This is a genomic window from Helicobacter mustelae, assembly GCF_900476215.1.
Classification (GTDB): Bacteria; Campylobacterota; Campylobacteria; order Campylobacterales; family Helicobacteraceae; genus Helicobacter_H; species Helicobacter_H mustelae.
Genome location: NZ_LS483446.1, coordinates 659,250 through 685,174, shown reverse-complemented (window position 1 = coordinate 685,174; position 25,925 = coordinate 659,250). Strand labels below are relative to the sequence as shown.

22 protein-coding genes are annotated in these 25,925 nt (G+C 42.5%); 8 read left to right on the top strand and 14 right to left on the bottom strand.

Annotated elements, in window-relative coordinates; all coding sequences use genetic code 11:
- Positions 1-7 precede the first annotated feature (7 nt).
- From tyrS to pyrH, 4 genes are read right to left on the bottom strand one after another with little or no spacing between them, the layout of a single operon-like run.
- Positions 8-1,216 (bottom strand): tyrosine--tRNA ligase, encoded by a 1,209-nt coding sequence (gene tyrS, locus DQN48_RS03230; RefSeq protein ID WP_013022939.1) that lies wholly within the window; start codon positions 1,214-1,216, stop codon positions 8-10.
- Between the two features lie 10 nt (positions 1,217-1,226).
- Positions 1,227-3,380 carry a RelA/SpoT family protein gene (locus tag DQN48_RS03225; RefSeq protein WP_013022938.1) on the bottom strand — a complete coding sequence of 718 codons (2,154 nt, stop codon included), beginning with the start codon at positions 3,378-3,380 and terminating at the stop codon, positions 1,227-1,229.
- 23 nt (positions 3,381-3,403) lie between these two features.
- Positions 3,404-3,613, bottom strand: coding sequence for a DNA-directed RNA polymerase subunit omega (locus DQN48_RS03220; protein ID WP_013022937.1), 210 nt, complete (start codon positions 3,611-3,613; stop codon positions 3,404-3,406).
- 36 nt (positions 3,614-3,649) lie between these two features.
- Positions 3,650-4,369, bottom strand: coding sequence for a UMP kinase (gene pyrH, locus DQN48_RS03215; RefSeq protein WP_013022936.1), 720 nt, complete (start codon positions 4,367-4,369; stop codon positions 3,650-3,652).
- A 446-nt stretch (positions 4,370-4,815) separates the two neighbouring features.
- Here pyrH and DQN48_RS03210 point away from each other — a divergent pair, with 446 nt between their 5' ends.
- Genes DQN48_RS03210 through ftsZ form a run of 3 tightly spaced genes read left to right on the top strand, consistent with a single transcriptional unit; the run spans position 4,816 to position 8,821 of the window.
- Positions 4,816-6,288 carry a peptidylprolyl isomerase gene (locus DQN48_RS03210; protein ID WP_013022935.1) on the top strand — a complete coding sequence of 491 codons (1,473 nt, stop codon included), beginning with the start codon at positions 4,816-4,818 and terminating at the stop codon, positions 6,286-6,288.
- A complete protein-coding gene (gene ftsA / locus DQN48_RS03205) occupies positions 6,285-7,658 on the top strand; it encodes a cell division protein FtsA (RefSeq protein ID WP_013022934.1) in 1,374 nt (457 codons plus the stop codon). Before DQN48_RS03210 ends, ftsA begins: the two co-directional genes overlap by 4 nt.
- A gap of 11 nt (positions 7,659-7,669) precedes the next feature.
- On the top strand, positions 7,670-8,821 hold the full coding sequence (ftsZ, locus tag DQN48_RS03200) for a cell division protein FtsZ (RefSeq protein WP_013022933.1): 1,152 nt from the start codon (positions 7,670-7,672) through the stop codon (positions 8,819-8,821).
- 297 nt (positions 8,822-9,118) lie between these two features.
- Here ftsZ and coaE read toward each other — a convergent pair whose 3' ends face one another.
- From coaE to DQN48_RS03180, 4 genes are read right to left on the bottom strand one after another with little or no spacing between them, the layout of a single operon-like run.
- Positions 9,119-9,736, bottom strand: coding sequence for a dephospho-CoA kinase (gene coaE, locus DQN48_RS03195; protein ID WP_013022932.1), 618 nt, complete (start codon positions 9,734-9,736; stop codon positions 9,119-9,121).
- Complete coding sequence (locus tag DQN48_RS03190; protein ID WP_013022931.1) at positions 9,723-11,093, bottom strand: zinc-binding metallopeptidase family protein; 1,371 nt, start codon at positions 11,091-11,093, stop codon at positions 9,723-9,725. The genes coaE and DQN48_RS03190 overlap by 14 nt, the downstream gene beginning before the upstream one ends.
- Positions 11,090-11,746, bottom strand: a complete 657-nt coding sequence (locus DQN48_RS03185; RefSeq protein ID WP_013022930.1) for a 3-methyladenine DNA glycosylase — start codon at positions 11,744-11,746, stop codon at positions 11,090-11,092. Before DQN48_RS03185 ends, DQN48_RS03190 begins: the two co-directional genes overlap by 4 nt.
- A gap of 53 nt (positions 11,747-11,799) precedes the next feature.
- Positions 11,800-13,356, bottom strand: coding sequence for a flagellin A (locus tag DQN48_RS03180; RefSeq protein ID WP_013022929.1), 1,557 nt, complete (start codon positions 13,354-13,356; stop codon positions 11,800-11,802).
- A gap of 151 nt (positions 13,357-13,507) precedes the next feature.
- Between DQN48_RS03180 and DQN48_RS03175 the strand changes: the two genes are divergently transcribed.
- Entirely contained in the window at positions 13,508-14,299 is a 792-nt protein-coding gene (locus DQN48_RS03175) for an NAD+ synthase (protein WP_013022928.1), read from the top strand.
- Between the two features lie 4 nt (positions 14,300-14,303).
- A complete protein-coding gene (locus tag DQN48_RS03170; RefSeq protein ID WP_013022927.1) occupies positions 14,304-15,203 on the top strand; it encodes a tetraacyldisaccharide 4'-kinase in 900 nt (299 codons plus the stop codon).
- A 253-nt stretch (positions 15,204-15,456) separates the two neighbouring features.
- Here DQN48_RS03170 and DQN48_RS03165 read toward each other — a convergent pair whose 3' ends face one another.
- From DQN48_RS03165 to fliQ, 4 genes are read right to left on the bottom strand one after another with little or no spacing between them, the layout of a single operon-like run.
- Positions 15,457-15,660 carry a tautomerase family protein gene (locus DQN48_RS03165; protein WP_013022926.1) on the bottom strand — a complete coding sequence of 68 codons (204 nt, stop codon included), beginning with the start codon at positions 15,658-15,660 and terminating at the stop codon, positions 15,457-15,459.
- Between the two features lie 9 nt (positions 15,661-15,669).
- Positions 15,670-17,478 (bottom strand): conjugal transfer protein TraF, encoded by a 1,809-nt coding sequence (traF, locus tag DQN48_RS03160; RefSeq protein ID WP_013022925.1) that lies wholly within the window; start codon positions 17,476-17,478, stop codon positions 15,670-15,672.
- Positions 17,479-17,501: 23 nt separating this feature from the next.
- Positions 17,502-18,284, bottom strand: a complete 783-nt coding sequence (locus DQN48_RS03155) for a UDP-N-acetylmuramate dehydrogenase (RefSeq protein ID WP_013022924.1) — start codon at positions 18,282-18,284, stop codon at positions 17,502-17,504.
- A gap of 1 nt (position 18,285) precedes the next feature.
- Entirely contained in the window at positions 18,286-18,552 is a 267-nt protein-coding gene (fliQ, locus tag DQN48_RS03150) for a flagellar biosynthesis protein FliQ (protein ID WP_041913100.1), read from the bottom strand.
- Positions 18,553-18,773: 221 nt separating this feature from the next.
- Here fliQ and trpF point away from each other — a divergent pair, with 221 nt between their 5' ends.
- The 3 genes from trpF to trpA are packed head-to-tail and all read left to right on the top strand — an operon-like array spanning position 18,774 to position 22,278.
- Positions 18,774-20,288: a bifunctional indole-3-glycerol phosphate synthase/phosphoribosylanthranilate isomerase gene (trpF, locus tag DQN48_RS03145; RefSeq protein WP_013022922.1), complete on the top strand. Its 1,515-nt coding sequence runs from the start codon at positions 18,774-18,776 to the stop codon at positions 20,286-20,288.
- Positions 20,288-21,547, top strand: a complete 1,260-nt coding sequence (trpB, locus tag DQN48_RS03140; RefSeq protein WP_013022921.1) for a tryptophan synthase subunit beta — start codon at positions 20,288-20,290, stop codon at positions 21,545-21,547. Before trpF ends, trpB begins: the two co-directional genes overlap by 1 nt.
- Entirely contained in the window at positions 21,547-22,278 is a 732-nt protein-coding gene (trpA, locus tag DQN48_RS03135) for a tryptophan synthase subunit alpha (RefSeq protein WP_013022920.1), read from the top strand. Before trpB ends, trpA begins: the two co-directional genes overlap by 1 nt.
- Before the next feature lie 69 nt (positions 22,279-22,347).
- Here trpA and DQN48_RS03130 read toward each other — a convergent pair whose 3' ends face one another.
- A complete protein-coding gene (locus DQN48_RS03130; protein WP_041913098.1) occupies positions 22,348-22,563 on the bottom strand; it encodes a hypothetical protein in 216 nt (71 codons plus the stop codon).
- A gap of 273 nt (positions 22,564-22,836) precedes the next feature.
- Positions 22,837-25,755: a DNA translocase FtsK gene (locus DQN48_RS03120; RefSeq protein WP_231902624.1), complete on the bottom strand. Its 2,919-nt coding sequence runs from the start codon at positions 25,753-25,755 to the stop codon at positions 22,837-22,839.
- Positions 25,756-25,925: the final 170 nt, after the last annotated feature.

Here is a 25,925-nt window from a genome sequence, read left to right as displayed (position 1 = left end):
TCTTCCTTTATCTGATAACAATGCGTATAAATTTTCTTTTTCCCATTTGCACAATATAGTCTCCTTGAGCAAATTTATGATTTTCATCAGCAAGCTTTTGCTGATTGATTTTGATTGCACCCGCCCTGATTTCTCTGCGGGCCTGAGAGGTAGAGGGGCAGATTTTGGCATCTACCAAGACCTTGCAGATCCACTCACCTACGCCAAACTCCATGGTATCCATATCCTTAGGGAGATGATTTTTAGAAAAAACATTATCAAAAACCTCTTTTGCATCTTGGGCCAATTCCTGATTGTGATACCTTGTAGTGATTTCTAGCGCCAAAAGCTCTTTTGCAAGCTTGGGATGCAGCACCTCACTCTCTACATTTTTTTGCATTTGAGAAATTTCTTGCAGAGATTTTGCGCTTAACAATTCATAATATTTCCACATTAATTCATCAGAAATACTCATAATTTTAGCATACATTGTTTGGGAATCTTCGGTAACGCCAATATAATTTTTCAAACTCTTGCTCATTTTTTGCACGCCATCAAGCCCTTCAAGCAGGGGGACTGTCATGATAGATTGTTCTTTTTTAAGCCCATATGCACGCTGCAAACTTCTACCCATCAAAAGATTGAATTTTTGATCATTCCCGCCAAGCTCAATGTCACTCTCTAGCGCCACAGAATCATAGCCCTGCAAAAGTGGATACATGAACTCCACCATGCTAATGGGCTGATTACTTTTATAGCGTTTTTCAAAATCATCGCGCTCTAGCATTCTAGCCACAGAAAAATGAGAAGTGAGGGTGATCATCCCCTCTGCTCCCAATTCTGCAAGCCATTTGGAATTAAAGCAAACTTCTGTAAAACAAGGATCTAATACCTTAAAAACTTGCTCTTGATAGGTCCTTGCATTTTGCAATACTTCCTCAGGACTCAGCGGCTTTCTTGTCTCACTCTTGCCACTGGGATCACCAATGCGCGCAGTAAAATCGCCAATCAAAAATTTTACACTGCCACCAAATTTCTGAAAGGTTGCAAGTTTTTGAAGCAGCACCGTATGACCCAAATGCAAATCAGGAGCTGTGGGATCAAAACCTGCTTTTACGATGAAGCGATCCCCATTTGTTAGGTATTTTTGCACAAGCTCTTTAATGTATTCCTCGCCTATAAATTCTACACTGCCACGCTTAAGCTCCTGCATTGCTTCCTGCAACCCTATTGCCATCTCCATCTCCTTATTTTTGATACGCGTCCTGCATATTTTTGAATTCTATGATCTTGTAGTGATGCTGTAAGAGTTCTTTGATTCTCTTGGCATTTTTTTTGTCATTTTCAAAAATTACTTCGCAGCGCACAGAAAATTGATCCTTGTAGGCCGCATAATTTAATCCAATCACATTGCTACCATTTTGCGACAAAATATTGACTAATTTTGTAATGCTTGTCTTTCGATCTCCCAGGGCGATGATTGCCTTAAAAGAAGGCAGGGCATGCTGCACCCATTCTACAAACAAAATCAAAGACTCTCCGTTATTGAGTTCTTCATAGAGTTTATCACAAAGCTTATGATGCACGATGGCACATTGATTGACATAGATGCCCAAAATCTCATCTCCGTACTTGGGATGACAGCAGCAATCAAATAGCACTTCTTTGATATTTTTGGGGCTATGCACGATGAAGCGATCGAGTTTATAGGGTTTGATTTTGATCATCTTTAAGCGAAAATTGACAAAAAACCCATGATCTGCAATGAGTTTTTCTTTGACAAAATCCACGGTTTCATAAAGCGCATTTTTATCCCGAGTGATCTTCCAGAGATTTTGCGTGACCAAACCCTTCATCGAAAGAAAACGTTTGAATATGCCAGATTTTTTGCCAAAAATATTGGCCAAAATCCCAATGGCGCCACGATTTTCAATGTCGCGAATTCGATTTTGGCGCTGGGTTTTGAGGCAACTTTTAGCGCGCGAAGTCTTAACTTCTTCTATCCACGTATATTTTGGCAGAGCATTTTTGCTAGTGATGATGCGCACAATATCTCCACTCTTTAGCACCTGCAAAAGCGAAGTTTTTTGGTTGTTGATATATGCCTGAAATGCGCTATCTCCCACCTCAGAGTGCACCGCATAGGCAAAATCCAAAGCCACCGCTCCCACAGGAAGAGTATAGGTATCCCCTGCGGGAGAAAATACCACAATATCTTCTTGATAAAGATCATTTTTTGCCAGCTCATAAAACTCTTCAATGGAATTATTTTGGTATTCAAAATTATACAACCAATCCATATTTGGAGCCAGAGCACCACTTTTGTATTTCCAATGCGCTGCAACTCCATATTGCGCACTGGCATGCATATCAAAGGTTCGGATCTGTATCTCATACACCATGGATTGATGAAACACAGTGGTGTGGATGGTTTGATAGCCATTTTCTTTTGGCAGGGCGATATAATCCTTGAAGCGTGACATAATGGGCTTGAAATTAGAGTGAATCATCCCAAGAACCTTATAGCAAGAAGTCACATCATTGACAATAATGCGAATTGCCAACAAATCCAAGATCTCATCGATGTCCACACCCTTGCGCTGCATTTTGAGATAGATGGAATAGGGACGCTTAAGACGTTTTTCTAGCTTGAGTTCATTCTGGGTAAAACCATTTTTAAGCAGGAGACTCTGGATGTTCTCAGAGACTGTTTGCAATTTCGATGCAAAGGAGTGATTATTCTGTTCCAAAAAATTTTGGATCTTTTGATACTCCTGAGGAAAGAGATAATAAAACGCTCGATCCTCAAGCTCATTTTTTATCGAAGAGATCCCAAGTCTATGAGCAATCGGGGCATATACCACAAGTGTTTCCTCAGAGATGCTTTTTTGCTTTTTTTCTGGCAGAGCATCCAATGTGAGCATATTGTGCAATCGATCGCTAATCTTTATGACCAATGCACGGGGATCTTTGACAGCAGCCACGAGCATCTTACGAAAAGAAAGCGCGGCAATAATCACCTTTTCTGGAGTTTGAGTCCGAAGCTCTTCTTTTCGCACCTCAGAGATCTTGGTTAATGCATCCACAAGGATGGCCACATCCAAGCCAAAATTCTGCTCCACATCTTCAATGCGATAATCCGTGTCCTCAACGACATCATGCAGCAATGCCGCACATACCATAGCTTCATTTTTGCCATAAGATGCCACGATGCAAGCCACACAAATAGGATGCACGATGTAGGGTTCGCCACTCTTGCGTTTTTGACCTTGATGATATTTTGTCGCAACCTCTAGGGCTTGCTTAATGCGATCTGTGGGAGTGAGGATGCTAAAGAGTCGCTGGATACCTTCCTCAGGATTCCTGATAGCTGCTAGTTCCTGAAAATTCAAAAAATTCAACGGGATGCCTTGAAAAAACAGAATTAACTGATTTTTTCGATATGAATTTTGCCCTCAGCAATTTCCCTCATTGCAATATCAGAGAGTTTATCTACCTTTACATCAGCAGGTGTCACTAAAGGACGGGCGCCATTTTCTAATTGCTTCACGCGCACAAATACCATATTTGCAAGCACATATCGATCATTGGACGTTTGCTCCAAAGCCTTGGCAATAATCTCTTCTGTTCTCATTCTTTAACTCCTTGTATTTTTATCAATATCACGCATTCATCGCACAATCGAGCAGATACCAGCATTGTCTCTCACAATCTCTAACAGATTCCGCTCTTTAAACATATTACAAACCACAATTGGTAATTTATTATCTTTGGCAAGCGCGATGGCAGTATCATCCATCACGCGGATATCCTCTCGCATAGCCTCATCATAACTCAAAACATCAATCTTCTTAGCATCTTCAAATTTTTGAGGATCTTTGGTGTAGACGCCATCTACTTTCGTGGCTTTGATAATCATATCTGCCCCGATTTCTACTGCCCGCAAAGTAGCAGCAGTATCAGTAGTAAAGAAAGGATTCCCTGTGCCTGCACCAAAAATCACCACCCTACCCTTTTCCAAATGTCGAATCGCCTTGCGATAGATATAAGTCTCACAGATTTCTTTGATTTCCAATCCACTTTGCACCCGCACATCAAGACCTATGTATTCCAATGCTTCCTGCATCGCCACGGCATTGATGACTGTGGCTAGCATCCCCATATAATCCCCACTTGTACGGCGGATGATCCCCCCAGCAGAAGCCGTCACACCACGGATAATATTCCCCCCACCAATGACAATTCCTATCTCGATATCATGATCTGCGAGCAATTTGATCTCTCTTGCGATATAGCGCAAAATCTCTGTATCTATGCCAAATCCATTGGCACCCGCCATTGCTTCACCCGAAAACTTTACCAGCACGCGATTTTTTTTTGTTTTTTCCATATGATCTCTTCTTTCCATAAACAACGATGAATCCTAATGAAGAATTTTCAATACAAACCCCTGCAACCAGAATAGAGAAAGTTTGCATATCCCTGATAGAGTAACCTAGCTTCGTCTAGACAAAGTGCTTTCACTTTTTTTGAGCCAGAATTATACAACAAATTCCACAGAATTACACTAATGAAAAATTAAAAAATCCACAATTTCCCCCTCTTTTTTGACTAAATTTTTGCCCACTATTTTGCTTCATTTTTTGGCTACTTTTGGTTCTAAGAATTCGCTAAAATCCAAAAAATTTCCCTGCACGAAATGCGCTATTCTATCTTTTCTTCAACTCTAGGGATTTTTAAATCTTTAATGCTATAATTTGAATCCTTAATAACATGTAGTAGAGTAAAGAATCTTTGAGAATCCAAATCTAAAGATGAAATGCAAAAAGGACGAAGATGCTAGAATGGATGCAGCGCCACAAAAAATATCTTGTAGTTACTATCTGGGTCAGCGTCATTGCCCTTGTTTTTGCGGGGATGGTAGGCTGGAATCCCAGCGACATCTCTTTCGCTGGCAATAATGTCGCAAAAGTGGGTAAGATCAAAATCTCTGACCAAGAATTTCAATACACCTTTCAAAGAGTTTTTAATGAGTACAATCAAATGGTGGGAGGGGATCTTGATATGGATCAAGCTAAAAATTTCCAGCTTGATAACATTACCCTGCAACAACTCATCCAAAAAGCCCAGTTGCAAAATTTCGCCCTGGATTTGGGGCTGCGGGTGCAGGATCGCGAAATTATCGAAGTAATTGAAAAAAATGAAAGTTTCCAGCGCGATGGCACCTTTGACAAAAAGCTCTATCGAGAGGTCTTAAAAAACAACAATCTCAATGTAAAATTTTTCGAGCAATCCGTGCGAGATTCTCTGCTCATCCAAAAACTCCTAGAATTTTTCCCTGCATCCACCACCCAACTAGAGCGAAGAAGCATCGGTGGATCCATTGCTCTGACGGATACCATCGAGTATGAAGTGCTATCCACAAGCCCGATTAAGCAGCAAATCACGGAGCAAAAATTAAAAGATTTTTGGGAGAAAAACAAGGCCAATTACACCAACCCAGCCACCGTTACACTAGAAATAGCCAAAATCTCCCCTTCCAAGCAGGAATTTGACAACTCCTCGCTGCAGAATTTTTATAACGAAAACAAGACTCTTTATTTGGATTCCAACGGACAACTACAGGATTTTTCAAAAGTAGAGAAAAAAGTCCAAGCGGACTATCAAGATCAAAAAGCCAAGGAAAGCGCTCTACGTCTCAAGCCGAAGTTTCGAAAAAATGAGCTCAAAGATCTCAAAACCCAAAAGCTCACCATCGCTCTAGATGAGAAGCTTTCTGCAGACACAATCACACAACTCAAAGATGCAAGGATAGGAGATACCATCAACCCTATTCTCTATCAGGGCGATTACGTCATTGGCAATGTCATTACCAAACAAGAAAAAAATACCAAAGATTTTGCAAGCGCAAAAGAACAGGCCAGAAAAGATCTGCAAAAGCAAATCATGCTTGAAGAGCTTAAAGCACTGGCGCAAAAACAGCTCCCAAATTTTAAGGGAAAAACCATCAAAATCAATAATCTAGGAGAAATAGATTTCTCAAATCTTGACAAAAAACATGCGCCCCTTGTCATTCGCAATATCTTCTTGTCCTCAGAAAAAAGCGGGGTAGTCCTGCTTGATTCTCAAGCCTTTCTTTATCGCATCACCAAGCAAGAATTGCCCAACCAAATCCCAGAGAATGTGGTTCCCATAGTACAAAACATCAAAAATCAATATATTTCTCAGGAATTATTAAATTATGTTTCCAAAAAATATCCCGCCAAAATCTATAACAATCATCAACTTGAAAACAGGAGAATCCATTGAACAACAGAATTTTAGCCATCGATATTGGATCAACAAAAATTTGTGTAGCAATCGCAGAAATCAAAAACAATGAACCCTATATCATCGGGTATAGCAAGCAAAAATCTCAGGGTATCAGGAAGGGAAAGATCACCAATATAGAGCTGGCTGCTCAATCCATCAAAAATGCACTAGATGAAATCAAGAGAATCACTGGCATAGAGGAGTTCCCCAAGGCCATTGTCTCCATTTCTGGCGCCTATACAAAAAGCTTCAGTAGCTCAGCCATCATTAATTCCGTGAATGATGAAATCACCATAAAAGAAGTGGATCGAGCCATAAAAGCAGCCAGCTACAATTCCTCAATCACCAGAGAATATAGTGCCATCCACATCCTCCCCTATCGCTTCAAACTTGATGATCAGGATGATGTAGAAGATCCTGTGGGTATGTCTGGAAGGAGACTAGAGATCTTTGTGCACATCGTCGCAGTGCAAAAAACAAGTCTAGAAAACTTCAAAAAAACCATCAATTCCGCAGGGGTAGAAATCGAGAATATCGTTCTTTCTTCTTACGCTTCCTCCATCGCCACTCTACTAGATGATGAAAAAGATCTCGGTGCCATCTGCATTGACATGGGCGGAGAGACCTGTGATATGATGATTTCTCTGGATAATTCTATGCGTCACAACAGCCATCTAAGCGTGGGGGCAGAAAATATCAATCTTGATATATCTCTCACCATCAATACTACAAAATTGGCTGCAGAGGAGATCAAACTCCATCATATCGATCTAGCACAATATCCCAAAAAAGAAGAAGATCAAATCCTAGAGGTGCCATGTATTGGAAAAGATGAGACTTTTGGAGTCACCAAAGAGAAAATCTATGAAGTTGTGAATCTCAGAGTAATGGAAACTTTTAGCATCCTTTCTAATCTTTTGCACAAAAGTGAGTTAAAAGACCAGGTCACCACCTTGGTCCTAACCGGTGGAATGAGTAAACTCAAAAATATCATCATGATTGCCAAGGCATATTTTCATGACAAAACCATTCGCATTGCTAGGCCCATAGAAATCAAAGGACTATCTGATGACGCAAAGGATGAAACCAATGCCACCATCATTGGATTATTGCTTTATGGCATAGGAAAACACACAAATTACGAGAAAGATTCTAAAGATACAATCCGCTATAAAAGCAATAAAACCTACAGTGAAATTGCCCATAATGAGAATGTAAATTATATACACACGGATTTAAGCAATCTTACAAATAATTTCCCAAAAGAAGAAAAAAACACTAAAAAAGCTGTTATAATAGCGCAACAAGATAGCGGTGACAAGTCTCTCAAAAGCTCATTTAGAAAAATGATGGAAAAACTCTTTTAAAAGGAAAATCAATGGCACACAATCAAGCGCAATTCAATCTCACAGAGGTTACAAGCTCAACAGGAGCAAAAATCATTGCAGTTGGAGTTGGGGGAGGTGGTTCCAATGCGATTGCTCATCTCTTTCATTCTGGCATCAATGATGCAATTACGCTAATTGCTGCTAACACAGATATTCAACATCTCAATAATTCCCCTGCCAAACAAAAGATTAAACTCGGGGAAAAACTCACAAAAGGCCTTGGAGCTGGAGCCAAGCCTGAAGTGGGGAGAGATTCTGCTCAAGAGAGCTATGACACAATCAAAGAACATCTCAATGGCGCCAATATTGTATTTGTTTCTGCAGGACTTGGCGGTGGCACTGGCACAGGAGCTGCGCCAATCATCGCACAAGCTGCCCAGGAGGTAGGGGCATTGACGATTGCCGTAGTCACCAAACCTTTTTTAATGGAAGGAAATAAGCGCACTAGGATTGCAGAAGAGGGATTGAAAGAATTGAGAAAGCACAGCGATGGGATTGTCGTAATCCCCAATGACAAACTCCTCTCCATCATCAGCAGAAACACCGGGATAAAAGAAAGTTTCAAAGAGGTCGATGCGGTTTTGGCACGCGCTGTAAATGGGATCTCTAACATTATCCTCAATCAGGGAGAAAATGACATTAATACAGACTTTGCCGACCTTCGAACTATCATGCAGCATAAAGGTCTCGCTCTCATGGGAATCGGAGAATCCATAGGAGAGGATGCAGCATTAGAAGCGGTCAAAAAAGCCATCGAATCTCCATTATTTGACAATCTTTCCATCAAGGGTGCTAGGGGTGCATTGGTTTCTTTTGAAATGCATCGTGATTATCCTTTGATCGAAATTAATCAAGCAATGTCCTACATCCATGAAGCGGCAAATGAGGATGCGGACATCATATTTGGCACCTGCACAACAGAAAACATGCAGCAAGATCAAGTAAAAGTCACCATTATTGCAACGGGATTTGAAAAAGAAATCATCAACAACACCACAGCTCCTGCCAACTCAGTGAAGGATCAGGCCGGCATCTCCCAACCCATCAATCTCAACAAACAGATGATTAAGATTGTTGGAGGTGAAGATTTCAATATGGATGATCTGGATGCTCCCACTTGGATGAGAAACCAAAAAGACTAAGGATCCATATAAAAAAAAGGGGGGGGGTTACCCCCAAAAAGAGAGATCAAGAAGTTTACGCAGCTGGAGGATACAAGAAGAGCCATGAGCCACACTGCAAAGAAAGCTAAAGAAGAGATTAAAATCGCGAGCAAGCAATAAGATTGCTAAAATTGCAAAGTTTGTGAAATTCTGCGGTGACGCTCGCTTATTTTACCAGGGATTTCCTCGCATCTCAGTCCGCTAAAATTGCAAAGCTGTAGAAATTCAAAAGACTCACCAATTAAGAAAGTTAAAAACCTCGCCAAGGATCTGCGCTCACTTTGTTGCTTTGGTATTTTTGTTCAACAACTCTAGCTTTGCGATAAGCTCCAAAACCTGCAAACGCAGCCATTCAAGACTCCCAGAATTATCAATAACAAAGTCACTGCATTCTCGTTTTTTCTCTAGAGACATCTGCGCAGAGATTCTCTGCATTGCTTCTTGCACACTCAAGACATTACGCTGCATTAATCTAGCAAGCTGGGTCTTCTCATCCACATAGATACACACCACACCCATTCCCTCATAGCGCCTTTGTGTTTCAAAATACAGCGGAATGTCTAGAAAATAAATCTTTTTTTCTTTTTCCAGTCCCAGCGCTTCTTCTTTGATCTTTTCAAAAATCTTGGGATGCAAGAAACTTTCCAAAACCACCCGCTTGCTCGCATCGCCAAATACAATGGCACCAAGCTTTTTGCGATCGACTCTATTTTGGACCATCACATCCTCCCCAAAGATTTGGCACACAACCTCACTTTGGTCATCAAGAATGTCATGCGCGATGCTATCTGCATCGATTACGTCATAGCCATGACTTTTGATAATCTGTATGGCCGTGCTCTTTCCACTGGCGATGCCACCTGTGAGAATTACGCCATACTCAAGCTTTTGCATAATGTGCCATCACCCTCTCCACCACATCGCTAAATTCACAGAAACTTGGCACATCAAGGACCTCGCGCCGGGAATGAGGATAAAAAATCGTAGGCCCTATGGAGAGAATCTCTAGGCCCTTAATCCCAAGTTCCCCCAATCGCTCTTCCAAAACACCACATTCCAGTCCCGCATGCAGGGTTTCCACACACATGGCCCGATAAGCAAAGGCCTCTTTGATTACTGCCAAAAAGTCTGAATTCAAGATATCTTGTGAGATCTCCCAGGGGGTGTAGATTTCTGTAGTTTTGCTCACGCAATGATATTTTTTTGCAAGTAAAATTTGAGCTTGCAGATTCTTCTGCAAAGCCCCATTGGTATTTGCCCTGCCCATTAATGCAATGGTAAAATTCTCATTTTCCTGTCTTATCATTGCCACATTCAAAGAATTGCTCACTCCATAGAGATCCCTTTCCCAAACTCCATGCTGCAGTGCACAAATATAGCTCTCTAGCTCCAACTTTGCATACATCTTTTTTGCTGGTGGATGGATTTTTTGGATCTCAAAGCTCTCCAAAGATCCATCCAAAAATCCATCCAATTCCCTATCTGCAGCAAGCTCGATTTCAAATTTCACAGGGATGGAGTTGTGAAACTCCCCAGCACGCAGAGAATAGATACCATACCGCACAGGAGCAAACTGATGGAAAAATTCGCAAATAGGATTTTTACGCGATTTGTGAATGTCTATCCCACTATGCCCTCCCAAAAAATTTTGAGCACAAATCCTATAGGCATAGGGATATTTCCCCTCATCTTGGGGGAGAGTCAGGATGTTTTCCAGGATAAATCCACCAGCACAACCCGCGACCACACTCCCAAAAAATTCAGAATCAAGATTCAATAAGATTTTTGCGCAAATAGGAAGATCCAAGCCACGTGCCCCAAGCAATCCAATCTCTTCATCATTGGTGAATACACATTCAAAATGCTCAAAATATCGCAAAAGCACAATCATCAATGCTACGCTAACACCATTATCTGCACCCAAACTCGAATCCACCGCTCCCATACTTTGGTCCACATAGCGTAATGCAATGGGCTCTTTTTTACCCACTAACACCATGTCATAATGGGCCTGCAGGCAAATTTTTGGCACTCCCTTGCTGCAATAAATATTGCCAACATCATCAATTTTCACAATATCACAAAAAGGGCGCACCTGCTCACAGATCCATTCCTGCAGCGCCTTGGTATCACCGCTTGGATGCGGGATGGCACAAATTTGAGCAAAAACTTCCAATGCTTCTTTTGCAATCCCATTCTCCTGCAGCAATGATTTAAAATATTGCGCGGGATTTTGTTGCGTCTTTGTCATCTTAGCTCCAATTTTCTCTTGCTAAATTCTACAATCATTCCATGAAATTGCGAATAAATCTGACTCAAATCCTGGTATTTTTGCATTTTAGAGAAATGTGACTCTATCCCATCTTGTAACCATTCTTGCAGACAATCATAATCCTCAAACTCATAGCCCTGCGCACTTACTAGGCGCTGTGTATACCTATCCACCACCATTACAGGACGATTACAAGCATAATTTAAAATACTATCTGCACTCTCTTTGCCAATGCCTTTTTGCTCCAGCAGCCACTCCCTATCTACATTTTCACAAAAATTACCAAAACTCCCAAAAAACTCCAAAATCTTCCCTGCCAGCATCACAAGACGCACAGATTTTTGTCGAAAAAATCCACTGGGGATAATATGAGAGGCAATGAGCAGCGCATCGCTTGATGCGAAGTTTTTCAAACTTTTTTCATTATCATCAAGTAAGATATTAGCCCTTTTGAGATTCTCAAGCACCCTCTCTACATTCTCCCATTTTGTATTTTGCGTAAGAATTGCTCCGACCACCACCTCAAAAGAATGCGCATTGGGCCACCAGTATGGGGGAAGATCTTCTAATAAATTCATTTTCTCCAAGGCAATGAAAAGTTCATAACTACTCTGAAACAAAAAAAATCCCAAAAAATAATTTTATTAGAAGATCCACTCCTCCCCCTCCAAGAGAGGAATGATAATTAACTTAGAAGTCTTAGAATATTTTGCTGAACAGCATTTGCTTGACTCATGGCATAACTTCCAGACTGTGCAAGGATGTTATACTTGTTAAATTCAGCAGATTCAGCAGCAAAGTCAACTTCTCTAATGCGGCTCTCAGCTGCTTTGACATTCACCTGTGTTACAGAAATATTATTTACTGTGCTTACCATCTGACCTTGAACAGAACCAAGATCGGAGCGGATTTTATCCAGTGTTTTTTGCGCAGACTCTGCAATATCCATAACAAGCATCGCACCCACCAAAGTAGTAACACCAGCACCAAGATTTGAATTACCACTGGCAACAACTGCATTATAATTCGCCCCTGCTGCAGATTTCACAGAAGCATCGAATTTACCCAACACATCACGCAAATTCACTGTAGCCATAGCGACATTATTATCACCAAAACCAATAGCGCTAAACTTGTTTTCATCAGGCTTATCGCTTGAAGTCAATATAATGTCTCTGGCATCAAGTCTTGCAAGAGATAATCTACCATAGTTAGCAGCGCCCTCACCATCAGTAATGCTTTGACCACCATTGACTGCATCAATTGCCATAGGAGCAGATTTGCCATCACCATCATCCTTTGAAGCATCTGCTTTTAACACAATACCACGTCCATCCACACTTCTCAAATTCAAGCGACCCTTAGAATCTGTGGAAGCCTCAACTCCTGTACTTGAAGTTAGAGCATTGATTGCCTGAACCAAACGACCATCAGCATCTCCTTTTTTAATGTCAACAATATTCCCAATATTTACATCATTGATTGTCAAGTTTTTCAAATTTCCTGACATAATCTCTTTATCTGATGTGGTTTCGACACTCGCCTTTGCTCTGATGCCAGTTTTATCGCTGTTTTTGTTGATGACTTCGGCCAAAACTCCCAAACCTGTGCCTACAGAGTGAGAGATTTTTACACCCTCAAGAGTGATGTTTTCTCCACCATTGATTTGCTTGAATGTCAAAGTGGCCTCTGAAGCCGCTGTGATCATCGCGCCTGTATTGATTCTTACCTGTCCAATTTTATCAGAAGTTGTAGAACCCACAGAGACTTTGATACTTTGATTGGAATAGGCACCGATTTGGAATTCTTTATTTGTCCACTGACCAGAAAGCAATGACTGACCATTGTAAGAAGTCGTATTCCCTATGTTATCAAGCCCTTGAATCAGTCGGATAATATCAGACTGGATCGCCTTTCTAGATTCTAGAGACTGTCCATCTTGTGCTGCCTGTGTAGCCTTCACTTTAATAGTGTCAAGAATCTTGAGCTGCTCATCCATCGCCTTATCAGCAACTTGTATGATTCCAATACCATCATTAGCATTACTAATTGCTTGTCCCAAAGCACTTGCTTGTGAACGCAAGCTATCTGAAATGGTCATGCCAGAAGCATCATCTGCTGCCTTGTTAATTCTCAAACCTGAGCTCAACTTTTCAAGAGAGTTTTTTAAACCCAATTGAGTTGCAACCGCTGAAGTATGTGTAGTCAAAGCATTGATATTTGTATTTACCTGAAAAGCCATTTGTTACTCCTTTAAAATAAAAAAATCCAAAAGCATCCTTGCCTTTGGTCAAACACAAAATCGTAAGTTTAAAGACTTTCTTTAATGCTTTTTTTGATTTTTTTCTTGTAAAATACCAAAAACCCAAAATTTAGGGGGCTAGAAAGAGATTATGCAAACCCATTTCTCTCCAAAATCCATCCAAAACATCCTTCTTTTTCTCAAAAATACCCTACAAGCCAAATCCTTTCATTCTGTGGTTTTGGGACTTAGCGGAGGGATTGATAGCGCGGTAGTGGCAGTGCTGTGTAAGCATGCTTTTCCTAATACCACACTAGCCATCTCCATGCCCACCCTCTCTTCAAGCAAGCAGCATCTAGAAGATGCAAGAATCCTTTGTGAGCATTTTGAAATCCCTCATATCGTGCACTCTATCGCACCCTATGAAGAGATTTTTACACGCAATGAGAAGGATTTTGACACACCTAAACCTTCAGCGCTGAGACTGGGAAATTTTCTCGCGCGTATACGCATGAATATCCTCTATGATTATTCCATGCAAAAAAATGCTCTTGTCATTGGCACCTCCAATAAAAGCGAATTAATGCTTGGTTATGGAACGATCTATGGAGATTTAGCCTATGCAATCAATCCCATTGGTGGATTTTTTAAAACTGAGATTTTTGCGCTAGCAAAAGCACTAGAACTGCCTGACTCCATCCTCACAAAGGAGCCAAGTGCTGACCTTTACCCCGATCAATCTGATGCCAAGGAGCTGGGATACACCTACGCACAAATTGATCCTCTGCTTGAGGCAATTCACACGAATTTTCCCGATCTCTCCCTCATGGATCAAAAAGCGCTCATTGGGCAAAACTTTGATGCCAAAATGGTAGAAGATATCACTACGCGCATCCTCAAAAATTGCTTCAAACAAAAAAGCCCCATCATCTATCAGGCCTAAGGCTATGGGTTTTTTGGATCGCTATTTTTACAAACCCACATTTGCACAAAAACTCCTTGCACTTTGCCTTTTACCCCTTAGCCTGCTCTATCTTATCATCTCGACTCTGCGCAGAAAAACTAGCAAATTCCAAGATTTTGGCATTCCTATCATCAGTATTGGCAATCTCATCGCGGGAGGCAGCGGGAAGACGCCATTTATCCTAGAAATAGCAAAGAAATTTCCTGATGTTGCCATCATCTCTAGGGGTTACAAACGGCAGAGCAAGGGGTTGCTTGTAGTAAGTCATCAAGGAAAAATCCTTGTAAGCCAAAAGAGGGCTGGGGATGAGGCCTACCTCTTTGCCAGCAAACTAAAAAATGCCAGTGTCATTGTATGCGAAAAGCGAGAGCACGCCATAGAAAAAGCAAAGGAATTGGGTGCAAAGATCATTTTTTTGGATGATGGCTTTCGCTTTAATTACAAAAAACTCAATATTTTGCTACGCCCAAAACTTGAGCCTTATTTTCCCTTTTGTATTCCCAGCGGGATTTATCGAGAAAATCCCAAGCTCTATCAACATGCAGACATCCTCGTGCAAGAAGATCGCGACTACAAACGAGAAGTCAGTCTCAAAAACCCAACACCACATATGCTACTAGTCACTGCTATTGCTAATCCCTCTAGACTTAATGATTTTTTGCCAGATGTTATAGGCAAGATCATCCTAAAGGATCACAGCGAATTTGATGTGAAATTTTTGCAGAAAAAAATGCAAGAACTCCATGCCACCTCCTTGCTAGTCACACAAAAAGATGAGGTCAAGCTACAAGACTCCAAACTCCCTATGAGCATCCTAGAGCTCAGACTCCAAATCTCCCCCATCATTTTAGAGCAAATCCAAAACTATATAGAAAAAAACTAATTTTGCTTTTTCAAATCTCATTTTGGGAAATCTAAAAGGACTCCTAGCCTCCCCAAAGCCTTGAGATTTTATGACAACTCATCGCATTCACACTGGTTTGTGATGATTTTTGGAGTCCTATCCATGGGGGTTTTATCTTGTTTTGAAAGCCTTATACGTCTTTTACCACTGAGGTTTTTGCAAGGCTGCACACCCTAAAACTTGGCAATCATCGTATCAAAATTTAGCAAGGGACAGGGGCACACACCCTATATTAAGATTGGCTTTTTTTGTCCAAATCACTCAAGATATGTTCGCCCTTGGCGAAATTCTCTCTATCAAATTCTGTAAAAGAGATATAAACATTTTCCTTAGGCTTGTTTGCCACGCGCTCTAGAGTTGCAGCAATTTCGCCTGCAATTTCACGCTTTTGCTCGATTGTCAATTTTCCTGCTACCTTCACATCAACATATGGCATAAAAACTCCTTACCAGCTAAAAGTACCGCCAACTTTTACACTGAAATAGCTCGGAAGGCTATATCCTCTAACTTGTGTGAGATGCATATTGCTCTGGACTGCAATATCCAAAAATCCAAAGAGATTAATACCACCTGTGAGAATCAACCCCTCATTGGAAAGATTTTTAAGATCCTGCATCGCGCCGAAGCGAAGGTCTACAAATTTAAGATCAAACATCGCGCCGCCCCCGATCATCTGTGTCTTTGGTGCAGCATAGGAGAGAGTGTTATTGGGAAGTAAATCCGCATCAAAGGCCAATGTCATAATCCCCCATTCATAAGAGACACCCGCCCTCACCTGAGGGTTCAAATAAATATTTTGCGTCTCACTAATCCTCATCCTAGGATTGTTGACATTTTTAGCCACAACCCCGATGGAAAAACCCTTCAAGCTATAGAGCGCTCCCACATCAATGCCAAAATTCTGTGACACAACCGGCTTGGAGGAAAAACTGACCTTAGCTAGCTCATTGAATCCCCCAGTTCTTGAGACTTTGTAACCCATGCCATAGATGTATTTGAGTGTCATCCCAACACTCAGCTCCCCGATACCCACGCTAAAGCTATGCCCATAGCCAACAGGTATCTCGCCAAGCAATAACCCAGCAACACTAACATGGTGGCTAGCAGAGCTGCTAAAAATCGAGTTGTTATTATATGCATTTTGATCTGTAGAGCTAAGAGTGATTCCATTGCCACTGATCCCAAGATCGATATATTTTCCACCCGCATCCACGATAATACGATCATGATTCTTGTCAAAATTCGCCGATCCACTAGCAAATCCACTAACAAAAATCCCTACTCCAAATCCGCCAACATCCTCATTTGGCCGAGATTGAAATACCAGACCATTTTGTGTGGAAAGAGAAAAATTATTATGGCGCAATGTCTTTTGGATCAAATTAATATCTTTGATCGCCTTGTCTAGCGACGCATTCCCCGAGCGAGAAACTGTAACGCCACCAAGAGTTGCAAGGACCTTGGAGACATCCAGATCCTTACCATTGTCATTTGTCGCCTCTTTTAATAAATCTGCGACTTTTTCAATATTCTTACCATTGAAATTCGCGATGATAGAACCAAGCAGCGGATTATTTCCAGCCTCTGCATTGGCCTTCAAAAGCTTTCCCTTGGTCTCATCTAAAACTTTTTGGGGATTGTCTTTGAATGCTTGTTGAAATTTTTTGATCGCATCATCCAATGTCCCGCCTCCTCCCACACCTGCTGCACCTGCTGCCGCACCATTATTTGCGACAGTCCCCGCAATCCCATCAAGAAATTTTGTCAAATCCGCTGTTGTAGGTGTTTGCCCATTCTTGGTTCCCAAAAGCTTTTGTATCACATCGCCAAAAACTCCACCAGGCAGACTCAGATTTCCACCATTGGCTGCTACCAAAACATCAGCGCCTGTGAGATTTGCACCCACCAAACTCGCTCCTCTGATGGCACTGGCAGCCTTGATGTTTTTCCCGGCAGTGCCAAAGAGTCCTGCGACACTATCAGGCAGGCTCTGGAGATTTTTCACATCCACATTACCAAGGGATAGGAGATTATTTTCTCTGATTTTCGCACCAAAGCTATAGGCAAAACGAGCTTTTTTGCCAGTACCCAGCAATGCGGGGTTATAATACAGGCCCCATGCAGAATTTTTCAAAGCGACTCCCGCACCTCCCATACTTGCAGAGACATTCCCCATGCCACCAAATGGCAGAGCAAAGAGCTGATGGGTGCTGAACAAAAATCCAAAAGCCAAAAACATCCTTGTGGTTTTCATGCTATCTCCTTGCTTAAGTGATATCATTCTAGGATTATAACCTCTCTTTGTAATTTTATGCCAAAAACCTTCTCCACCCTCTGCTGTGCCTCCTCAATCACTTTCTTTGCAGCACAAAAAGTAGCACTCCCCCTGCTTTCATTTACCAAAAAATTCGCATGCTGTCTTGAAAAACCAACTCCATTGATGAAATACCCCTTCAAGCCTGCAAGCTCAAGCAATCTCCCAGCAAAATCACCCGCAGGATTTTTGAAACAACTTCCACAGCTTGGCAGGCGTGGATGACTTTTGCGCATACCAGCAAATGCGCACAAAAGCTCGGATCGAAACCCCCTTTTTTTCAAAAACCTCGCAGCAAAAATTACTCCAGAAATTTTTGTACTCCGATACTCTATACCAAGCTCGCTAGCCTCTTTCCATTCCCCATCGATATTTACAGAATCTAGCAAAAGTTTAATCTCATAGCCCTTCATCCCCGCATTCATCTTTACCAATCCCCCCAAACTCCCAGGCAAGGAGCGCAAAAACTCTAATCCCAAAAGATCATTATCTTTGAAATAGCGGAAAATTTTAGCACTAGAAGTGCTAGCGCCAATCTCAATCTGCTCACCCAAATCCTTGATATAATCAAATTCTTTGCCCAAAATAGCGAGATTTTTTGCCTCTGGGGAGACCAAGAGATTGCATCCAAACCCCAAAATCCTCCAATTTCTATCATAATCCTGCATACTTTGGATCACATGCACAGGCAATTTGGGACCAATCTTGAGACTCAAATACCTAGAAAAATCAATTTCTTTAGTCATGCTAGCCAATAAAGCTGGGGATGAGATTGATTAATCTTGTGGTGTAATCCATGAGCATATTGAGCATCCAGGGCATGGTGAAAATGATCACCCCAATGACAGCCAAGATTTTTGGCACAAAAGAAAGCGTCATTTCATTGATTTGGGTGGTAGCCTGAAAAATACTCACCACAAGCCCCACCACAAGCCCCACGAACAAAATAGGCAAAGAAATAATTAGGGTAATTTTATACGTCTCAATTGCCAAGCCCATAAGCTGTGATTCCATCATTTTTCCTTGTCAAAAATTCTTTGGAATCATACACAAAAAGCGCGTATTTTTGTGGCATTTTGGCTTTTTTGCTGTATTATCTTTGGCTAGCCATCCATTAGAATAGCTTGCATCATGCAAGGAGTGATGCAACCATCATGCAAACATCGCACAAAATATAGGGGGGGGTAAATATAGGGGGGGGGTAAATCAAAGAAATTTTATCAAAAGGAAGGATTATGATAGAAGTTTTACGCCAGATCGCAGAGAAAAGAAGTGCAAAAATCAAGCAACTAGGCTTTGCATTGGGGCATGAGATTCCAAAGCAGCGTACCACCCCGCTCTGCCCGCCGCGATTTTCCTCCCCACTTCTCATCGCAGAGATCAAACGCGCTTCGCCATCCAGCGGCAAGATTGGAGAAATCAACGATCCTGTAAAACTCGCAAGATTTTATCTAGATTGTGGGGCGGGGGCGATTTCCGTGCTTACAGAAGAGGATCATTTTCAAGGTAGCATCACAGATCTTGTGGCCGTGAAAAATGCTCACAAAAACGCCACGATCCTGCGCAAAGATTTTTTGCAATTCAAAGAAGAAGCAGAAATCAGCTACCGTATGGGTGCAGACATGGTATTAGTCATTATTGCAATGTTTTTAGAAGATAGAAAAGCTTTTGAAGCCCTACTCTTAGAGATTCTCTCTTACAAACTCACGCCTTTATTTGAAATCCACAATCAAGAAGAACTTGATTTCATCCTCCCCTATGAGCCTCAGATTCTTGGGATCAATATGCGATCCCTGCACAGTTTTGAAATCCACAAACAAAAAGGAATCCTGCTCAAAGAGCAAATCCCCAAGGGGATAAAAACTATCTTTGAATCTGGCATTGAGAGCGATTTTGATGGCTATATGATCGGGGCATGTGGCTTTGATGGCATGCTTTGTGGTAGCTATTTTGTAAAAAACCAACAAAACAAACTCTCTGGCCTCATTTCCTCCTACCAAAAAGCACAAAAAAATGAGAGTAAATTCTATGCAGAGATTTTCCAAAGACTCACACAAAACCCTCCCCTAATCAAGATTTGTGGCATTACCAATCTTGATGATGCACTCCTTGCCTGCAAAATGGGTGCAGACATGCTGGGCTTTATTTTCCCCAAGTCTAGCCCGCGCCACATCTCCATCAAAGCCATCAAACAAATCTCGCGCGCGCTAAAGACCCTCTATCCCCATGTGCTAAAAATTGGCGTTTTATTAGAAGATGATGAGGACTTGCGCCAGGCAAAGGAATTATGCGCACAAAATCTACTTGATGCACTGCAGTTGCATGCACCAAGCGCGCTGCCCTATTTTGGCAAAGAAGATCTCATGCGGGCAAATTTTAATCATTATATTTGCATCAATTATGAAAAACCCTCTGACTTTCCCAGCAAGGAATATCTGCCCTTTGTGCTGCTAGATAGCAAAAGCGCACAAAAAGGAGGAAGTGGCAAGGCCATAGACCTCGCATCTCTAGAGACATTAGCCCAAAATGGGCAAAATCTCTTTGTATCTGGAGGGATTGGCCCAGACAATGTAAAATCCCTGCTAGATCTAGGTGTCAAAATGCTAGATATCAATTCCAAAATTGAGGGGGAAATTGGCAGAAAAGATCCTACAAAAATGCAAGAGGTCTTTGCAAAAATCCATGCCCACCGCGCAAAAAACTCCAAAAATTCCCCATCTCATCCCACAACACCCACAAAGGAGATTTGATGAAACTCTACACGCATTCCAAAAATACCTTTTTTGGTAAGCAAAAATTTGGCGGACAATATGTCCCTGAGATCCTCTACCCTGCCCTCAAAGAGCTAGAAGAGGCCTACCACAGCATCTTTGCCTCCAAGGAATTTAAAAAGGAATTTGATGAACTCTGTAAACATTTCATCGGCAGACCCACACCCCTTGTGTATGCGCGCAATGCCTCCAGAATCCTCCACAATGATGTGTATCTGAAATTGGAAGGTCAAGCCATCACAGGCGCGCACAAAATCAACAATGCCCTAGGCCAGGCAATGCTTGCCAAAAAAATGGGGAAAACTCGCGTAATCGCAGAAACTGGCGCAGGACAGCATGGACTAGCTACTGCATGTGCTTGCGCAAAACTAGGGCTGGAATGTGAAATTTTCATGGGAAGCATCGATATGGCTAGACAGCGCCCCAATGTGCTAAATATGGAGCTTTTTGGCGCAAAAGTGCGAAGCGTAGATTCTGGAAGCAAAACGCTAAAAGATGCAGTCAATGAAGCATTGCGGGAATGGAGCAAGGATATGCATCAGACCTTTTATGTGCTAGGCAGCGCGCTGGGACCCTATCCCTACCCTGATATCGTGAGGGATTTGCAAAGCATCATCTCCAAAGAAGTCAAAAAACAAGTGAAGTACTACTTCAAGGGCTTGCCAGATTTTATGGTGGCATGCGTAGGTGGGGGGAGCAATGCGATTGGATTTTTTCATGCATTCCTCAAAGAAAAAGTGCAGCTCATTGGCGTTGAGGCTGGAGGCAGAGGAATGCAAAGAGGTGAGCATGCAGCGCGGATGCAGGGCACAGAAGATGCCCATGTGGGGATTGCCCAAGGATATAAAAGCATCTTCTTGCAAGATGATGAGGGCCAACTCTCACCCACCCATTCCATCAGCGCCGGGCTAGATTATGCTGGCATTGGGCCCCAGCTCGCACATCTAGGCAGTATTGGGCGCGTGAAATTTGATTCTGCCACAGATAATGAGGTACTAGAGGCCTTGAAATTCTTTGCCAAGCATGAGGGCATCATTGCAGCCCTTGAATCCAGCCATGCGCTTGCTGGAGCCATGAAGCTCTGCAAAAACCACCAGGGCAAAAAAATCATCATCAACATCTCTGGCAGGGGAGATAAGGATATTTTTATCACGGCCAAACATTTGCAACCCGCAATCTGGGCGGAATTTTTGCAAGAAGAAATCGCGCGCATAAAAGACGCACATAAGGAGGTCTAATGAACATCGCATTGATGGGACATATCATAGGGGGCTATCCCAGCCAAGCTCAAAGCATCGAATCTGCTCTTGGCATCATTGAGGGAGGGGCACAATATCTAGAAGTCCAATTCCCCTTTTCTGACCCCAGCGCTGATGGAGAGATTATTGAGCACGCATGCAATCTCGCGCTACAAAATGGCTTCAAAGTGCAACAGGGGTTTGAAATCATAGAAGCGCTAAGTAAAAAGGCTCAAATCCTTATCATGACTTATGCAAATATTATTTTTCGCTATGGGATAGAGGGTTTTCTCAAGCAGGCCAAACGCTCTGGAGCCAAGGCATTGATCATCCCTGATTTGCCTCTGCACCAGGATGAAGGTCTCCGCGCCCATGCCAAGAAAATGGGTATTTTTGTCATAGAACTCATTACCCCTAATATGAGTGATGCGCGCATGAAAGAAATTACTCAGCAGAGCAACTGCCCCTACCTCTATGCTGTGGCTAGGCTTGGGATCACGGGCTCAAAAACCACCATCGATGATGCGCTAGAGCGCTACATTGCTCGCATTCGCAAAAACTCCAACCAAAAAATCGCACTGGGATTTGGGATACAGACTCATGAGCAAATTGAACAAATCAAAGACTCTGTAGACATCATTGTTGCAGGGAGTTATTTCGTGCGCCAAATCAAGCAAAATCCCACAAAACAAGCCCTCTATCTGCATACCAAAAAACTCCTAGAGGGATGAGAGCGGGCTTTAGTTTGCGCGATTTCAGCGTGGAATTGAGTGATGTATGAGATTTTTGAACGAGATTTTTTATGTGGGAGTTTTTTGGGTGCGTAGGAATGAATCAATAAGCCACAGGGATTGATTGCTAGGGGTTAGGAAATCCGTGCGAGGATTTTGCTCAAAGCGCTTGAATTGGAAGGCAGCAGAATTTGAATCAAGTAGTGCAAAGCTTTGCAAGAATTGTGAGACTTTATGCCTGATGGAGAGTGGGGCGCGATTGCGATTTTTTCGAGCATATAGCAATTTTTGCGCGATTTAGCATAGGGCGTGAAACTTCAGGACGGATTCAATCAGAGCGCTTGGGATTTTGTGAGCGAGATTTTTGGCATAGATTTTGGTGAGAAGATTACACGGGGTGCGCAACCAAGCAAAGGCCTAAAATCAAACAAGGGGCATAAAATCATGCAGCGCGCAGGTTTTTGCGAACATCGCCTAAAATCCAACAAAATCCCAAACCAATAGACACGCAAAAACCAAGTAAAAGCACAATGCTTCAAGGGTTCAAGGGTATGGGGGCTATCTGCCAATGATGCTCCGCCTGCCCTTGGCATCCTCTGCAGACAAAAATCCCTGCCGCTCCAGCTCTTCGATGCAATTTGCAGCCTTGTTATATCCCACCCCCATCTGCCTTTGCAAGAAGCTTATGGAAGTCTTGCCTGTGGAGAGGATGATCTCTTTGGCCCTGGCAAGATCATCATTCCCCTCAATGCTTGGCAGAAGCTCCCTACCCTCCACATCAAAATCCTGATCATATTCCACTTCCCGCTGCGCCTTGATCTCGCTTACGATTGCCTCGATCTCCTCTTCGCTACTCCATGGCGCATGGATCCTTGTAAGCATCCCACCCCCCAAAGAAAAGAGCATGTCCCCGCGGCCAAGCAGGCTTTGAGCACCTTCTGTGTCAATCACCACGCGAGAATCAATCTTGTTGCTCACCTTAAAGGCAATGCGAGAGGGCAGATTGGTTTTAATCAGGCCTGTCACCACATCTGCGCTGGGTCGCTGGGTGGCAATGATGAGGTGCATGCCGCTTGCCCTTCCCATCTGTGCAATACGAATGATGGGCGTCTCTGCCTCTTTGCCCCCTGTCATCATCAAATCTGCAAGCTCATCGATGATGATCACCAAATAGGGCAGCGGGGGAAGCCCTAGGCTTTTGCATTTTTGATTGTAATTTTCGATGTTTTTGACCTTGATTTGGCGCATCATGCCAAAGCGACTTTCCATTTCTCTGATGGCTTGATTGAGCGCAGTGATGGCCTTTTTTGGATCTGTGATGATGGGGGTGAGCAGATGGGGAATGTCCTCATAGAGGCTAAATTCCACCTGCTTGGGATCAATCATAATGAGTCGCAGGTGATCGGGAGAATTTCGATAGAGCATGGAGAGAATCATCGCATTGACCCCCACAGATTTGCCACTTCCCGTCGTCCCTGCCACGAGCAAATGGGGGAGCTTTTTAAGATCTGCCACGAAAGGATTGCCAGCGATATCCTTGCCAAGTGCTAGGGCAAGGGGCGAGGCACTTGTTTGAAAAATTTCACTCTCTAAGATTTCTCGCATATAGACGGTTTGAAAGCTTGAATTTGGGATCTCAATGCCCACCACATTTTTTCCAGGAATTGGCGCTTGAATGCGAATGGACTGCGCAGAGAGTGCCATTGCTAAATCATCGCTCAAAGAACAAATCCGATTGACCTTGATATGTGTGGCGGGCTTGAACTCAAAAGTGCTAATGAGCGGCCCTGAGCAAATGGAGACCACATCCCCATCAATTTTGAAAGTGTTGAGCTTTTCTAGGAGATTTTGAGCTTTTTTGTCAATCTCCTCCTCATTGATGCTCGCCTCTTGCAATGGAGGCTTGGAGAGCAGCTCCAAGCTTGGCAAAACATAATCTCTGGGCTTTTCTCTCTCCCCTTTTTCTAAGCCCTCTAGCATCTGGGCATTCTCGCTCACCTCTGTGAGAATCTGAAACTTGCTTTTGTAGGCAAATTCCCTGCTAAAGGAATCCTTTAGGCTGTTTTGCTCTTGGGCGTGCTCTTGTGTTGTTTGCGCACTCTTATCTAAGGGGAATTGCTCGCTCTCCTTGACGATCTCTTGGTTGGGGAGCTCTTGTGCCAAACCCCCTTTATCCTGCACCGCTCTTCCATCCAATCCAAAAATCTCAGAGCACTCAAATGGCTGGGCAGAAGAATTTTGCTCTAAAGAGTGTTCATTTTGGTGAGGCTGGTTGTAATCCTGCAAAGAATTTGGATTTTCTTCTAGTGCATGGCCAGACTCTGCAGAAAAATCCTGCGATGGATTTTTTGAGGCCAAATCCTGCAATCTAGCTGCGAGACCTGATTGAGAAAGGGAATTTACTCCATCCCAATCCAATCCCGAGGAAGAAGTTGCGACATTGTGGGCATTTTTGCCAGGATTTGATGCAGGGGAAGCTCTAGAGAATTCCACCCCAGCCCAATTCGACCCACTGGGATTTTGCGGACTTGGCGTATCTTCTTGCAAGATTTGCTCAATCTTTTGCATTTTTGCAAGCAAATTTCTTGTTTGCATCTGCGAATTTTGTGCCAAATCCCTAGGCGATAGAGAATTTTTTGTTTGCTTCAGAGCAAAATCCAGTAAGCCTGCACTTTCTGCCTTGATACGCCTTTGATGAAGGAGAGTGCGCGCATCCACAGAATCTGTTTCTGGCAGATTCTGTGCACTTCGCAAGACCACCCCCTTGGGATTGTTTTGCTTGGGAATGTCTACATGATAGAAGGTCTTTACCTCTGATGCCAAAAACTCTTCCTCATCAAAATCCTCTCTATTCTTTGTTTCTTGTTGATTTTGTGGCATAAAATCTTGGGTTAGGGCTTGTGACTCTGGGTTTGGCAAATCTACTTGCTTTTTGGAGTTTGGCATGAAATCCTTCATGGATTTGCGAATTTCTGCCTCACTCTCTTTTTTTGCCCTTCTCTCTTCCTGCCACTTAGTTTTTTTATCAAGGATGATTGCCCCCATTTCTTGCAATCTTGCACCCAATGCCTCCAAAGCCCTCATGCCAAAAATCAGAATTTTTGACATCGTGGCTAAAAAATTTGCAAGAGAGAGCAAGGTCCAAGCAAATACCCAAAGAATTAGCAAGCACACATACACTCCAAAAATCCCAATAAAAGGACGCACGCCCTCCACCATGCTCTTAGCTAGTTCCCCCCTGCCTAGCCATAAGTATTGCAGGCATAACAAAACCACAAAAATCAAAACTCCTGCACTGATTTTTCGCACATCCCTAGAAGAGAAAACACTATTTTTGTAATAGAGAAAAAGCGGATAGAGGAGAAAAAGCAGATAGAAGGGCGCAAGAAATCCAAACACCATAAAATTGAAATTGCTAAATCCCTTGCCAAAATTCCCCACCGCCCCACTTGGACCAAAAAAAGTCGCTATAGACAAAAATAGACAGAAAAAAGCCAAAAACAGACAAATAGATATCTTTTTAATCACAGAATCCTTGAGAATTTTTCTCAAATTATAACACATTCACAGACAAGCCAAATCATGCAGGCAGGCGCATTTGATTGGGATTTTTTGCTATAATGAGCGCTTTTAGAATGCGTTGATTG